This is a genomic window from Syntrophaceae bacterium, assembly GCA_013177825.1.
GTDB lineage: Bacteria > Desulfobacterota > Syntrophia > Syntrophales > PHBD01 > PHBD01.
The window spans coordinates 25,546-40,166 of sequence record JABLXX010000014.1 but is presented as its reverse complement, the minus strand read 5'-3'; the positions used below and the strand labels follow the sequence as shown (position 1 = coordinate 40,166).

Below are 14,621 nucleotides of genomic sequence, written 5' to 3'. Positions count from 1 at the left end.
AACGTACACCTTCCCGCACCCGCTGCAACGGGTCCCGAGTATCTTCCGCTCGTCCCGCAGCGACGAGAGAAAACGGCCCGCCGTCTCCCCGGCCCACCACGTGTACGGGACCGAGATCTGACCCTTCTGGGTCAGCGGCTCCACTTCCTTGATCCATTCAGACATGGCTTTCCTCCATCATGGTCCTTCCTTTCCGTGTTTACACTTCGATCAGGATCGCCTCTCCCTGGGACAGACCTCCGCAGATGGCCGCCACGCCCCGGCCTCCACCCCTGCGCATGAGTTCATACATCATGGTCATGGTGATCCGGGCGCCGCTGGCGCCGACGGGATGACCGATCGCGATGGCCCCGCCGTTGACGTTCGCCCTGCCCATCAGGGCCTTCCATTTCGCCGGATCGTCCTTGGCCAGCATTTTCAGGGATACCAGGGTGACCGCCGCAAAGGCCTCGTTGATCTCGATCAGGTTCATCCCGTCGATGGTGTCGCCGGTCCTGGCAAACATCTTGTCGATGGTCTGGGCGGGCACGCAGGCCATGTACTTCGGTGTCCCCGCTCCGCTTTCGCACGCGACGATCCGTGCCATGGCCTTCAAGCCCAGGGCATCCGCCTTTTTCCTGCTCATGAGAACCACCGCCGAGGCCCCCGAATTAAGCCCCGGAGCGTTCCCGGCCGTAACCGTCGGGCTGCCGTAAACCGTTTTCAGGGAGGCCATCTTCTCGAGGCTGAGACTCTCCCGGGGGGACTCGTCGGCTTCGAGAACGATGGGGGCCTTCTTCTGGGGGATTTCGATCCGCATGAGCTCATCGCCCACCTGGAACTTGCCCTCCTTGAAGGCGCGGAAGTACTTCTGATGGCTCCCCACGGCCCATTCATCCTGCATCTCCCTGCTGACACCGTACTCGACGGCCACATGGCCCGCATCCGTGGCGACGGGGGCAAAACCCTTCCGGCCGTACCCGAGTTCGAAGAGGACGTCTTCCAGTTCGATGTGCCCCAGGCGGCTTCCCCAGCGGGCTTTGGCTGCACTGGCGATCAGGGGGACGTTCCCCATGTTTTCGGCTCCCGAGGCGATGACGATCTCGGCGTCACCGGACTTGATGGCCCGGTAGCCAAGGCGCATGGCCGTCATGGAGGAGCAGCAGGCCCGGTCGATGGTCAGGGAGATGTTGCTCTCCGGAAATCCGGCCAGGAGCGTGATCTGCCGAGCCGGAACATTCGTGTAGATCGCGTACTCGGCGGGGATGCAGGTGCCGTAATACACCTCGTCCACCTGGGCCGGATCGAGCCCGATGCGGCGGACGGCCTCCTTCAGGGCCAGAACCCCCAGGTCCATGCTGAGCACGGTTTTCAGAACGCCGTCGAACCGGCCGAAAGGCGTTCGAACGGCACTGACAATCACGACATCGTTTTCCCTTTTCATGCAGGTACCTCATCATCCTTTATTGGTTATCGCTGCAAACCAAACAAAAGTCATGCCATGCACTAGGATGAAATATACAGGAATAATTTCATCGTGTTACAAGGAAGGCAAAACGGGACGTCAAAACGTATCGGCTTGACTGCTGTCAGTTATTGGACAGATGTTGACAGAACGGCCTTGCTGTGCGAAGGACTGACACCGTGTTATTCCGGTTTCGTGGAAAGGAGCGTTACCATGTCAAACGGGAAAACGTATCTGACGGGTCTGACGGAAGAAGAAATCCGCGTTCTGTGCAATTTCATTTCCTTCCCCGATTCGTTCTGTGTGGACTGGTTTTCCGTCTTTCCGCCATCACAGCTGATGTCCGTCATCCGGTCGCTGGAAAAGGAGGGCTGGATTCTTGAAAGATCCGGGGAAGCGGGATGCTATGCCTGGTCTGTCGATTTCCCGAGACAGGAAATCACGGATTCGATGAATCCGGAAGAACTTTCGAGGTGTTACCGTAGCGCCATCTACATTCTCATGAAAAACGTCGCCCCGGACGACGCAACGCTTCTCACGATCGCCCGCCAGTGCCTGTTGGCGGGCGTTCAGGAGGAAGATCTCGACTCCATCTTCAAGGCGGCCGTCGTCGAAGAGAAAAAACACAAGGTATCCTCAGCGATCGAGCTGTACGATTCCATCCTGGCCTACATGGAACGGTTCATCGGCCGGGAAGACCGGACCCTGTCGGACAACGCCTGGTGCACCTTCATCCGGGCCGTCGAACGCCGGGCCTCCCTTTCTCTCTTCCATCCGAGTTTGAAGACGATTACCCGCCTGCTCCTGGCCGCTCTCGGCACCGCCCAGCGCCTGGGCGACCGGAAGGCGCACGCCTCCATGGAACTCCTCATCGGGCAGAATCACTGGATGTATTTCCAGCACGAGAAGGCTGTTGAGCACTTCAACCGGGGATGGGAGATCATTCAGCAGCTCGAGGATGAAGCGTTGTACAAGAGGGGACTCAAGGTTCAGGGACTGGTGTATCTCATCAAGGGCCAGTTCTGCAAGGCCATCGAAGTATACGAAGAATCGCTGGGCGAGCTGGAGTCGGCGGACAACAACGATTTTTTCATGCTGGCGGCGCTGAACCTGGCCCTCTGCTATTCCGAAGTCGGCATGCCGCAGCGCGGCCTCGGGATCACGGAGGCCATCCAGAACCAGTGCCAGAAAACCGCCAACTTCCCCCTGCTGTCGTTCAGCCTGGTTACGGCGGGAATGATTCTACTGGAAATCGGACAACGGGACAAGAGCAAGGCATACCTGGTGAGGGCCCTTGAGCTGGCCAGGCAGGAAAAGATTCCCATGGTGGAGGTCCTGGCGGGAATCAGCCTTTCGGACGTAGAGTGCCAGAACGGCAACTTCCGTCAGGCGGGCGAGCATTTCAACGTGATCTGGAGAATCAAGAAATCGAGCTGGTACCACATTCTCAATTTTTTCCCCATTTTCGAAACCCCCTTCATCCTTCACCGGAAGGGCGTCTCCCCGATCGAGCTGCAGCCTTTCTTCGATTTCCTCAAACAGATCCGAAAAGCCGACCTGAACCCCCTGATGTACGGGATCATCGGGCGCCTGCGGCTCGGGTTGCCGGAGAACCGGATGACCCCTGCCGAAAAGATCGCATCGCTTCTCGAACTGGAGACGACCCTCAAGCGGTTGGGCGCCACCTTCGAACTGGCCAAAATACGGATCGAACTGGCCAGGCTCTACGATCAGATCCAGGATCCCGAACAGGCGGAAGGCTATGCCAAGATGGCCTGGGATTTTTTCAGGCCCATCGCCGCCGACTCGTTCCCTCCCGATGTAAAGCATCTGGTTCCCAGGGAGAAACAGGAGAAGGATCTCCGCCTGTTCAACCTGATTGTCGAGATGGGCGAGGCCCTGACCAAGCAGGAGAACATCGAACGGCTCCTTACCAACATCATCACCTCCATCTCCCGCCTGATGGGATCGGAGCGCGCGGCTCTCTTCATCCGCGACCGGCATCTCTGCGATCTGCGCATGGTCGCCTCGCGCAATCTGCTTCCGGAGGAAATGCAGGAAGATTCGTTCCGGGAGATGATGGCGGCGATCCATACCGTTGCCGACGCCGGCGACGGGAACATCGTAAGGCACGAAATCAGCGGGGACGGCCTCTCGGACTCCCGTCGAGTCATCATCGCCCCCCTCCGGCTTGGAAAACAGACCATCGGCGTCCTGTACCAGGACAGCCGTTTTTTCTCCTTTGACGTCGGGCCGGACAATATCAAGCTGCTTTCAGCCTTTGCCTCCCAGATCGCCGTTTCCATCGACCGCGCCCAGGCTTACGAGGAAATCGCACAGCTGAACCGGAAGCTCATCCAGGAGAACCTCTACTACCTGGAAGAGATCGAGGAAATTCGTCCTTTCGGCGAGATTATCGGAATCAGCAACGAGATCCGCCTCGTGCAGAATCTGATCCGGAAGGTCGCCCCCACCCAGTCGACCGTACTGATCCATGGTGAGACGGGCGTCGGCAAGGAACTGGTCGCCCGGGCGATTCACCGCGAGAGCGTCCGGAAAGACGGTCCGTTCATCCGCGTGAATTGCGCCGCCCTGCCGGAGACCCTGATCGACAGCGAACTGTTCGGCTATGAAAAAGGGGCCTTCACCGGGGCGATGAAGATGAAGGAGGGCCGCTTCGAGCTGGCCAATCAGGGAACCATATTTCTGGACGAGGTATCGGAACTCCCTCTTTCCACGCAGAGCCGGCTCCTCCGGATCCTTCAGGAAAAGGAGTTTCAGCGGGTCGGAGGAACGAAAACCCTGCGGTCCGATTTCCGGCTCATCACCGCCACCAACAAGGATCTGAACCGGGAAGTGGCGGACGGAAGATTCCGTGCGGACCTCTTCTTCCGGCTGAACGTCTTCCCGATCTTCGTTCCGCCCCTGCGTGAAAGAACCGAAGACATCCCGCACCTGGCCATTCACTTCCTCAACTTGTACGGTTCCCAGTCCAACAAGGAATATTCGGGCATCGCGGAATCGGAGATGAAGAGACTGCAGTCCTATTCATGGCCCGGCAACATCCGGGAACTGTCCAACATGATCGAGCGGGCCGTCATCCTGGGGGGCGCGACCATCCGCTTCCCGGAGCTGGAAGGAAGAAAAGTGAAGCCGTCGGCGGGGAATCAGGACGTGAAGCTCCGGGATATGGAAAGAGCGCACATCCTGAAAGCGCTGGAGGAAGCAAACGGCCGGATCGGCGGGGCGGAAGGCGCTGCGGAGCGCCTGGGGCTGAACCGAACAACCCTTCTGTATCGCATGAAAAAGCTGGGCATCAAGGTGGCCAGGCACCAGACGGTCCTGGATGAGGCCGTACAGGCATAACCCGTTTGAGTGTGAGGCCCGGGCTCTGCCTCAGGCCGCACCGGTCCCGGAATCGCAGGCGGGCCATTTCCCGTCCACCCCCCCAAACGGATCCGCAGGCGGGCCAAGGGCCTTTTGAATCATTACTGATAAATCACTATAATTATAAGGCTTCTGAATAAAACCGCAGCAACCCGCCTCCATGACCTTCTGCACTTCCCCCTGTAGACCGTAACCGCTGGAGAGAATCACCCGGACCTCGGGATTGATGTCCTTGAGCATCTCCAGCACCTGGGAACCGCTGATCCCGGGCAGGATCATGTCCAGGATGACCAGGTCGACCCGGTTCCTGTTCTCGAAATAGAACGATACCGCATCCTGCCCGCAGGCCGTCTGATACACGGTGTAGCCGAGCGTCTCGAGCATCCGGGCAGCCGGTTCCAGGATCATGGGCTCGTCGTCCACCAGCAGAATGCCTCCGCTCCCGGCAAGAAGCTCCCCCGACGGGCTCTGCCGCTTCTCCTCCGCCTTTTCCCCTGAAGACGGGAGATAAATATTGAATGTCGAGCCCCGCCCAGGTTCGCTGTAGGCATTGATCAGCCCGCCATGGTTCCGGATGATCCCGTATGCCGAAGCCAGCCCCAGGCCGCTTCCCCCTTCCTGCGCCCGCGTTGTGAAAAAAGGCTCGAAGACCCGCTTCAGGGTCTCCCGGTCCATCCCCACCCCCGTGTCCGATATGGATATCCGGACGTAGTTCCCCGGCTTCGTCTCCAGGAGCCGGGCGTCCTCCTCCCGCAAGACCATGTTGCTTGTCTGGATGTGCAGATACCCCCCCCGCGGCATGGCGTGTCCCGCGTTGATGAACAGATTGAGCAGCACCTGCTCGATCTGCCCCGCGTCCGCCTCCACCGGATCCACATCCTCCTGCAGCCAGAAATCGGCCTCGATCTCCCTCCTCGTCTCGATGAAGAACTGGGCGCTCTTTTGGACCAGGTCGTTGACCGACAGTGTCCGGACCTCGTACTTTCCCTCCCTTGCGAACCCCAGGAGCTGCCTCGTCAGATTCGCCCCCCGTTTCACGTGCTCCTCGATGCGGCTCAGACGCCGGCAATGGGGATGAGCGGGATCGTGCTCCATCTGCAGCAGGGATATGTTCCCCTGGATCCCCATGAGGATGTTGTTGAAGTCATGCGCCACCCCGCCGGCCAGCTGGCCGATGGCATCCATTTTCTGCGCCTGGAACAACTGCTTCTCCAGCTTCCGGCGCTCCTCTTCCAGGGTTCTCCAATGGGTAATATCCTGCAGAACGAAGATCAGGCAGGATTCACCCGACAGGTTGATGGGACGGGCGGAATAGATACCGTTTCGCACGGATCCGTCTTTGCGCCCGAAGTGGAATTCCCGCTGCACGACGTCCCGGCCCGCTTTCAGCTCTTCCACCATGAATTCCCGCGCCGCCGGATCGGCCCAGAAACGGATGTCGAGCGAGGTTCTTCCAATGGCTTCGCTCCGCTTCCATCCTGTTATCTCTTCAAAGCCGAGGTTCACGTCGATGATTCGCCCGTCCCGCATCCTCGTGATGGCAATGCAGTCCGGCGCCGTCATGAAGACGGTCGAGAATTTCTCCTCCGACTGGCGGGACTTCTCTTCCGCCTGCTTCCGTTGGGTGATGTTGCTGAAGATTCCCTCGACACCCAGGATGTTTCCGTCCTCGTCGTGGAAGAAATGACTGTTGGTCGAAACCGTCACGAGGCTGCCATCCCTCCTCTTCAGCGTAACTTCATAATTCACCACCCTGCCGTTTTTTTGCAGTTCCTGTAATAATCGGTCCCTTTCATCGGGACTTTCGTACAGATCCGTGGCAATGTTTTTCCCGATCAGTTCCTCCAGGGAATCATAATCCAGAAGGCTTGCCCCGGAGGGACTGAGAAACGTCAGATGCCCCTTCAGATCGCATCGGTACAGCGTGTCCTGCATGTTTTCCACGAGAGCCCGGTATTTCTGTTCGCTCTCGCGGGTCGCTCTCTCCGCCTGCCTCGTTTCCGTCATGTCCAGGAGCGAGGCCAGGCTGTAGGCCGTCCCCGGAATCATGGTCACACGGATCATGACATCCCGCAGCTCGCCGTCCCGGTTTCTGATCTTCGTATCGTAGACACCCGGTGCCAGATCCGGGTCGATCCTGCGGAGACGGTGGAACATCCTCATGCGCTCCAGGTCCGCCTCATGGGCAATCAGATCCGTCCAGCTCAGTTTCCCTTCCACTCCGGCTTTCGAATACCCCGTCAGTTTCTCGAACTCCTTGTTGACGAGGGCGACGGTCGTATCCTCCGTAATGAACATCATGGCGATGCCCGTATTTTCGAAGAGGAGCCGATAGCGCTCTTCCGCCGCTTCCAGATCCGATTTCGTCTGTTCGCAGTCACCGGCCTCCATCCCGAAGACAACAACGGCGTTTATGCGTGGTTCGTCTTCAGACATGACGGGCATTGCGTTCCAGCGGACGTTCCTCCGTGTGCCATCCGAAAGGGATATTGGGATATCGAATGAATCCGGCTGGTTTCCAAGCAGGGCCTGGTGGATGATGAACGTGAACTGCTCTTCATGATCGATGGACAGAAAAGGCCAGCGGGCACGCCCTTTGAGATCGTCGAGACGGTATCCGAGACGTCGTTCGAACGCGCCGTTCATCCAGACCAATTCCACGGCATCGTCAAAAATCAGGACAATGGCGTCTGTCGTGCCGGCGATCTTCTCCAGAATACCCAACATGACTCGATTCACGACCATCCCTTGATTCTCCTTGCTGGAGCTGTGTTCTACCTCCGAGAGAAAAGATACCGATCAACCGGGCGATGCACTTCATTCCGCCTGAAAACAATGGATCGACGCTAATTTTTGCAAGGATTGTGCCTTTAAAGGCATACTCCGTGAAGTGGGTCCCCCGTCGCGTTCGCTCCGAAAGGATGCCTTTCCAGACCCTTGTCCCTGTTGATTTGGCGAGCGTTTGAGAATTCGGAGGTCTGCGGTGTCAGAGGCCAACCCGGCCGTCAAAGAATCGCCAACCATCCGAATTCTTCGGGTTAATCGTCAATCCGTTGACATGGTGGGGACATTTCCGATCCGGCAGGCGTGACGGCGGAAGGCAAGGATGAGCGATTCTTCATCCTGATCCCGGGCGCGCGGGACCGGGGGCCTTCCGAATGACGTTTTCCCGGTCATTGCAAAGAGCGATAAAATCGATTATCAATATTTTCGCTTTCACAGTCCGCGGGAAGGAAGGAGCCGGAACATGTCGAAAAGGCCCGAATGGACGCTGACCCTCCTGAAGCATCTCTGGCCGCTGACTTACCTGTCCCCCAAGCTGACGCGCCTGCCGCTCGTCGGGAAACTCTTTTCCCTGACCTTCGTCCCGCTGTTTTCGGGCAGGAATTTCAACGTCAGCTATCTTCCCGTGAATGAGGGAATCAGAGGGGCTGAAAGCGTCGTAATCCCGAGGCTCGTCATCGAGGAGTTCATCCGGCGATCCCCCCATCGAGTCATGATCAAGCGGTGCACATGCCGGGAATTGAGGCAATGCCGACACTTCCCGTACACGGAGGCCTGCCTGCAGATGGGCGACGACACCCGGCATCTGGATCCCCGCATCGCCGACCATCTGACGGTGGAAGAGGCCATCGCCCTGATGGACCGCCAGCTCTCGCGGGGGCTCATTCCCATGATGGGCCGGGTGCGCGTGGACCACTACTTCTACGGGTCGCCGAACACCGGGAGGCTGCTCACGGTCTGCTTCTGCTGTACCTGCTGCTGCACCGTGCTCAACTCGGCCCGCTTTTTCCCGCCGGCCGCGGCGGATTCCATCGTCCGTCTCAAGGGGCTCTCCCTGCACTTGGATCCGGACCTCTGCACCCGGTGCGGAGCGTGCGTCGAAGCCTGCTTCATGAAGGCGCTCTGCCTTCAGGGAGATGCCGTCACGCGTGATGAAAACCGATGCAAAGGATGCGGCAAATGCCAGACGGTCTGTCCGAGTGGCGCCGTGACAATGGTCCTGGACAGCGTCGAGGCCGCCGTCGAGGAATTGAGGGGACGGGTCCGGCAGCGGGTCGACTTCGGAGAGCCGGGTTCCTGAAGGAGAGGGAAAGATGCAGTTAATCCATCACGGCCCGGGCAAGGCCTGGGTCAAAATGTCGACGGATCTTCTGTGGCCGGTCATCACCGCGGGGAAGCGCCTCAGCAACGTCCCCGTTCTCAAATGGCTGATCCGGCCGTTTTTCATGCGGCCTTATAACGAAATTACGACCATCCCCATCCATGCGGCCGTGGAGGCTCCGGGCAGCGTCGTTCTACCGCGCCGCATCGTGGACAGGCTTCTGGAGGACGTGGACGATATCTTCATCCTGGACGAGTGCATCTGCCGCGCCCATTACCAGGCGGACTCGCCTCCGCGGACCATCGGGTGCATCGCCCTGGGGCCCGCGATCCGCCGGATCCATCCAAGCCACGGAAGGACGACCTCGACCGAAGAAGCGAAGCGGCACGTGGACCGCGCCGCCCGGGCGGGATTGATCGCCAACATCGCCCACGTCTGGATCGACCCGGTCGCCTTTGGCACGCGCTTCCGCGACCTCATCTTCATCTGCCTGTGCGACGACACACATTGCCTGTACCGGACACACATGAAGCACCGGGGACCCACGCTGGCCGGCGCCTACCAGCGGCTTCCGGGGCTCTCGGTTTCCATCGATCGGGATCTGTGCCTGGGGTGCGGGGAGTGCGTCGAGAAATGCTTCCTGGCGGACATCCGTCTCCGTGACGGCAAGGCGGAAATCGGCGGCGCCTGCGCCGGCTGCGGCCGCTGCGTCGAGGTGTGCCCGAACGGAGCCGCCGCGCTCACGCTTGCGAACGAGGAGGTTCTCTACGGGAACCTGGTCCGCTGGATTCGAGGGGTCTCCGAGCTGCCACTCCGGAATCCCGGGGTTGCAACGGAATGAAAAAAGGGGCGTTTCGCAGGCCGGCTCCAGATCTTCAGGGAGCTTCGCCCTCGACGTCCCGGTCCTCGATCACGGTGCGGACCGTGACGGTCATGTCCTTCCGGAGGGAATTGTAAACGGAGCAATAGGTGGAATGCGACAGGGCGACGGCCCGGTCGACCTTGCGGGGATCGATGTCCCGGCCGGCGATATGGAGTACCATCGCCACGGCCCGGAAATACTGCGGCGGGGTGGGGTTCCTCTCCGCCGTCAGTTCCATCCGGAACCCCGCAAGGCGCACCCGCATCTTCTTCAGGATCATGACGACGTCGATGGCCATGCACCCGGCCAGGCTCAGGAGCAGTGCCTCCGTCGGCTTGCAGCCCCACTGGCCGTCGGAGTCGAACTCGATATCGTATCCCTGGGGTGTCGAACCGGTGAACTGGAGCTCCCTGTTCCAGACCAGGGACGTTTTTACGGGCGGCGGGGCAAAATTCTTGTATCCCTCCAGGGGCGCCTTCACATCGTTATTCTGCTGTTCTTCCATGGATCAAACCCTTTCCGATGCCGGTGCCGGGATCCCGAACGGGAAGCCCCGCGCCGGCGGGGCGCGTGGCTTCCCTGTTCGATAGCAGGCCGAAGCGGGGCATCAATCCCAGTTCCGGTAGTCCAGGTGATCGTACTTCTTGAGGAATCGCGTCGGCAGGGCCAGGGCGTCCTTCCGGAACGGCGGCGCCAGCTGCGTGCCGTCCACGACAAACTCCAGGACGGTGGGCTTCCGGCTTTTGATGCACGTCTCGAAGGCGTCCCGGATGTCCTCGACCCGGTCCACGCGGATGCCCTCGGCGCCCATGGCCTTCGCCACGGGGACGAAGCTCTCCGGGTTGGGGATGTCCACGCCGCAGAAGCGGTTGTTGTAGAAGTCGATCTGGTTCTTCGCCTCGGCGCCCCACCACATGTTCCGGAACACGCAGGCCACGACGGGGAGGTTGTGCTCGACGGCCGTGCTGACCTCGTGGAGGCTCATCCCCCAGGCGCCGTCGCCGACAATGGCGATGACCGGCGACTTCGGACGGGCCAGCTGCGCCCCCAGGGCGGCGGGATAGGCGAATCCCGTGTTCCCGAAGGTGAGGGCCGCGATGTGCCGGCGGCCGCCGTTGAACTTCAGGTAGCTGTTCGCCGTGGAGGAGACGTTCCCGATGTCCGTCGCGACGATGGCGTCGTCCGGCAGGGCCCGCGAGATCTCCAGGAGGACACGCCGGGGGTTGACGGGATTCCCCTTGACCATGGCGGCCTTTACGATCTCCTTCTCCCAGGCGTCCCTCTCCTTCTTCACGGCGGCGAGGCGGCGCGAGTCCGGCTTGCGGTTTTTGTCAGTGCCCTTGAGGCGCTTCAGGATTTCGACGGTTGCCTCCCGGGCGTCCCCGATGATGCCCACCTCGATGGGATGGGTGCGGGCGATATGCTTGGGGTTGATGTCGATCTGGATGATCTTCGCCTTGTCGGGGAAGTAGTTGATGTCGTACTGGGGCAGCGTGCCGAACACGGAGAGCCGCGTCCCCACGGCGAGGACCACGTCCGCCTTCGAGAGGATCTTCATGGCCGCCTTCGATCCCATGTAGCCGATTGGGCCGACGGAGAGCGGGTGATTGCCGTAGAAGGCATCGTTGTGGAGGTAGGTGACCGCCACGGGCGCCGTCAGGTGCTCGGCGATTTCCTTGATGACGTCCAGGGCGTCGGCGTCGACGACCCCCCGGCCGGAGACGATGACGGGGTTCTTCGCTTTGGCAAGGAGCGCCGCCGCCCGGTCGAGGCTCTCCATGGAGCCGCATCCCCGGGCGTCCACGCGGTACTGGGAAGGCTTGAGGATGGTCTCCTCGATCTCGCCGTAGAAGTAGTCCCGGGGGATGTCGTACAGCACGGCACCCCGCTCGGCGTAGGCGATCCGGAAGGCCGTCCGCAGGCAGTCCGCCGCCCGTTTCGGATGGGGCACCCGGACCGTCGCCTTGGTGATGGCCTTGAAGACCGACACCTGGTCGCACTCCTGGAAGCCGTCCCAGCCGATTGTCGGCGTCCCCGCCGAGGGGGAGATGACGATCAGGGGCGTGTGGCCCATGTTGGCCGCGGCCACGGACGTCACCATGTTCGTGATGCCGGGCCCGTTCTGCCCGGTGATGACCCCGGCCCGGCCGGTGATCCGCGCATAGGCGTCTTCCATGTGGCCCGCGCTCTGTTCGTGCCGGACGGGGATGAACCGGATCCCCGCCGACGGGAAAAGATCCAGCATGTCCATGAAGGCCGATCCCACGATCCCGCAGACGTGGTCCACCCCTTCCGCCAGCAGCGTCTCGACGATCGCCTCGCTGGGTGTCATTTTTACCTTTTTCATCGCCAAACCTCCGTTTCGCGTGGTTTTGTTTCTATTTTTCAACGGCTTCCATGGGCAGCCGCTGCCGTTTCCCAATCTGAGCTTCCTCGCCCAACCCGAGGACCGACACGGTATCCCGGGCGATCAGCCGCTCCTCGTCCGTGGGGATGACGAGAATCCGGACCGGGGACCCGGACCGGGACACGTCGGCCTCCGAAACGCCCCGCTCGTTCTTTTCCGCATCCAGCGCCACGCCCAGCCACTCAAGATACGCGCAGATCCGCTCTCGCATCCTCGGGGAATTCTCCCCGATGCCCGCCGTAAAGACAAGGGCGTCGAGGCCGCCGATGGCCGGGACTAGGGAGGCGACCCCGCGGGCGACGCTGTAGGCGTAGACCGTGAGAGCCAGCCGGGCCCGGGCATGCCCCCCGTCAGCCGCCGATTCCAGGTCCCGGAAATCGGGTGAAAGGCCGGAGATGCCGAGAACGCCGCTTTCGTGGTTCAGGATCGACATCACCTCCGCCAGGGGGATATTCAGGGTTTCGACAAGATGGGCCGGCAAGGCCGGGTCCATGTCTCCGCACCGTGTTCCCATGACGACGCCCGACAGGGGTGTAAACCCCATGGTCGTGTCGCACGACTTCCCGTCGCGGACGGCACAGAGGCTGGACCCGTTACCGAGATGGCAGGTGACGATCCGCAGCCCTTCCCTCCCCTTTCCGACAATCTCCGACGCCCGGGAGGAGACGTAGCGGTGGGAGGTTCCGTGAAATCCGTATTTCCGGATGCGGTTCTCCTCGTAGAACCGGTAGGGAATGGCGCAGGTGAAAGCATAGTCCGGTATGGTCTGGTGAAAGGCCGTGTCGAAGACGGCCGCCTGCGGCGCATGGGGAATGAGCTCCATGCAGGCGTCGATGCCCGTCAGGTTGTGGGGATTGTGGAGGGGCGCCAGGTTCCGGCAGGCCTCCAGGGTCTCCCGGACCCCGGGATCGATCGCTACGGAGGAGCGGAAGAACTCCCCCCCGTGAACGAAGCGGTGCCCCACGCCGGCGATGTCGCGAATGCCCGCCAGCACGCCGCCTTCCGGCGCGATCAGATGCTTCAGCAGCACATCGACCGCCTCGCGGTGACCCGACAGGCTCTGTTCCCGCGTGAAGGGATCCCTTCCCGCCACTTCATGGCGGATGACCGAATCGGCCCGTCCCACGCGCTCGGCCTGCCCGCGGGCGAGAACCCGCTCCCCGGGCATGTCGAAGAGCTTGTACTTGATGGAGGAGCTGCCGCAGTTGAGGACGAGGATCTTCATGGGCCGTTCCTTAAACCTTCAGCGGACGGTTCAACGGACCCGGCCTCCCGGCGAACCGCGACAAAAACCCGGTACAGCACGCTCAGGACCAGGAATCCGGCGGCCCAGACGCCGAGCGCGACGGCGATCTCAGGCCCCGTCGGCGCGTATTCGGTCACGGACCCGAGCGGCGAGGGGACGAAGCCCGTCACGACCAGCCCCAGTCCCTTTTCGATCCAGAAGGCGGCAAAAACGGCTGCACAGGCCGCCGCCAGGACGCGTTCGTTCTTCCGCGCGCGAGGATGGATCAGCGCCGCCAGCGCGCCCACGGCCAGGACGGCCGACATCCACATCCAGGGGACCAGGTTGCCGTGCCCGTCGATCCCGGCGTAAAGATAGCGGAAGTGCTCCTGGTGCTCCGGAATGCCGCTATAGAAGACGGTGAACAGCTCCACCAGCACGAAAAAAATACTCACGGCCAGGGCGTAGGCGACGATCCTGGCCAGTGCCTGGATCGCCTTCTCCCCGGCATCGAAGTCCGCCCACTTCTTCAGGACCAGGCAGATCAGGATCAGGAGCGCCGGGCCGGAGGCGAAGGCGGCGGCGAGAAACCGCGGGGCCATGAGCGCCGTCAGCCAGAAGCTCCGGCCGGGAAGACCGGCGTAGATGAAGGCCGTCATGGTGTGGATGCTGATCGCCCAAGGAATGGAGAGATAGATCAGCGGCCTGACCCACCGGGGCGGGGGAACGCCCTTCCGGTCACAGCCCAGGACCGTCCACCCGGTGATGATATTCAGAACGAGGTAAACGTTCAGGACGAACATGTCCCAGAAGAGGACCGATTTCGGCTGGGCGTGCAGGATGACGAAGAGAACCCGGGGAGATTGCCCCAGGTTGACGAAAATGAAGAGCCCGCACATGATGACGGATGCGACGGCCAGGAACTCGCCCAGCACGGTGATCTTTCCGAAGGCCTGGTAGTCGTGCAGGTAATAGGGCAGGACCAGCATGACGGCCGACGCGGCGATGCCCACCAGGAACGTGAACTGGGCGATGTAGAGCCCCCAGGACACGTCGCGGCTCATTCCCGTGACGCCCAGCCCGAGTTCCAGCTGACGCAGGTAGAAAAACAGGCCCGTCGCGAATACGGCCAGCAGGAAGGCCATCCATGCCCGGTATCCGGGACCGCCTGTCAGGGCTTTCTCCAGCATC

At 61.3% G+C, this 14,621-nt stretch carries 10 protein-coding genes; 3 read left to right on the top strand and 7 right to left on the bottom strand.

Annotated elements, in window-relative coordinates; translation table 11 throughout:
• A partial coding sequence (locus HPY65_18450) for a DNA-binding protein (GenBank protein ID NPU86462.1) occupies positions 1-165 on the bottom strand: 165 nt, incomplete at its 3' end.
• Between the two features lie 34 nt (positions 166-199).
• Complete coding sequence (locus HPY65_18445; protein ID NPU86461.1) at positions 200-1,423, bottom strand: thiolase family protein; 1,224 nt, start codon at positions 1,421-1,423, stop codon at positions 200-202.
• Positions 1,424-1,657: 234 nt separating this feature from the next.
• On the opposite strand from HPY65_18445, the gene HPY65_18440 reads away from it, so the two are divergent.
• Complete coding sequence (locus HPY65_18440; GenBank protein NPU86460.1) at positions 1,658-4,810, top strand: sigma 54-interacting transcriptional regulator; 3,153 nt, start codon at positions 1,658-1,660, stop codon at positions 4,808-4,810.
• A 30-nt stretch (positions 4,811-4,840) separates the two neighbouring features.
• Here the strand turns inward: HPY65_18440 and HPY65_18435 are convergent, their stop codons facing one another.
• Complete coding sequence (locus tag HPY65_18435) at positions 4,841-7,576, bottom strand: PAS domain S-box protein (protein ID NPU86459.1); 2,736 nt, start codon at positions 7,574-7,576, stop codon at positions 4,841-4,843.
• 502 nt (positions 7,577-8,078) lie between these two features.
• Here HPY65_18435 and HPY65_18430 point away from each other — a divergent pair.
• Both HPY65_18430 and HPY65_18425 read left to right on the top strand, forming a co-directional pair.
• Positions 8,079-8,915: a 4Fe-4S binding protein gene (locus tag HPY65_18430; protein NPU86458.1), complete on the top strand. Its 837-nt coding sequence runs from the start codon at positions 8,079-8,081 to the stop codon at positions 8,913-8,915.
• 13 nt (positions 8,916-8,928) lie between these two features.
• Positions 8,929-9,777, top strand: coding sequence for a 4Fe-4S dicluster domain-containing protein (locus HPY65_18425; GenBank protein ID NPU86457.1), 849 nt, complete (start codon positions 8,929-8,931; stop codon positions 9,775-9,777).
• Between the two features lie 34 nt (positions 9,778-9,811).
• Here the strand turns inward: HPY65_18425 and HPY65_18420 are convergent, their stop codons facing one another.
• The 4 genes from HPY65_18420 to nrfD all read right to left on the bottom strand — a co-directional run bounded on the left by HPY65_18420 (position 9,812) and on the right by nrfD (position 14,620).
• Positions 9,812-10,303 (bottom strand): OsmC family protein, encoded by a 492-nt coding sequence (locus HPY65_18420; GenBank protein ID NPU86456.1) that lies wholly within the window; start codon positions 10,301-10,303, stop codon positions 9,812-9,814.
• Positions 10,304-10,405: 102 nt separating this feature from the next.
• On the bottom strand, positions 10,406-12,145 hold the full coding sequence (xsc, locus tag HPY65_18415; GenBank protein NPU86455.1) for a sulfoacetaldehyde acetyltransferase: 1,740 nt from the start codon (positions 12,143-12,145) through the stop codon (positions 10,406-10,408).
• 31 nt (positions 12,146-12,176) lie between these two features.
• Positions 12,177-13,430 (bottom strand): acetate kinase, encoded by a 1,254-nt coding sequence (locus HPY65_18410; protein NPU86454.1) that lies wholly within the window; start codon positions 13,428-13,430, stop codon positions 12,177-12,179.
• Complete coding sequence (gene nrfD / locus HPY65_18405; GenBank protein NPU86453.1) at positions 13,427-14,620, bottom strand: polysulfide reductase NrfD; 1,194 nt, start codon at positions 14,618-14,620, stop codon at positions 13,427-13,429. The genes HPY65_18410 and nrfD overlap by 4 nt, the downstream gene beginning before the upstream one ends.
• Position 14,621: the final 1 nt, after the last annotated feature.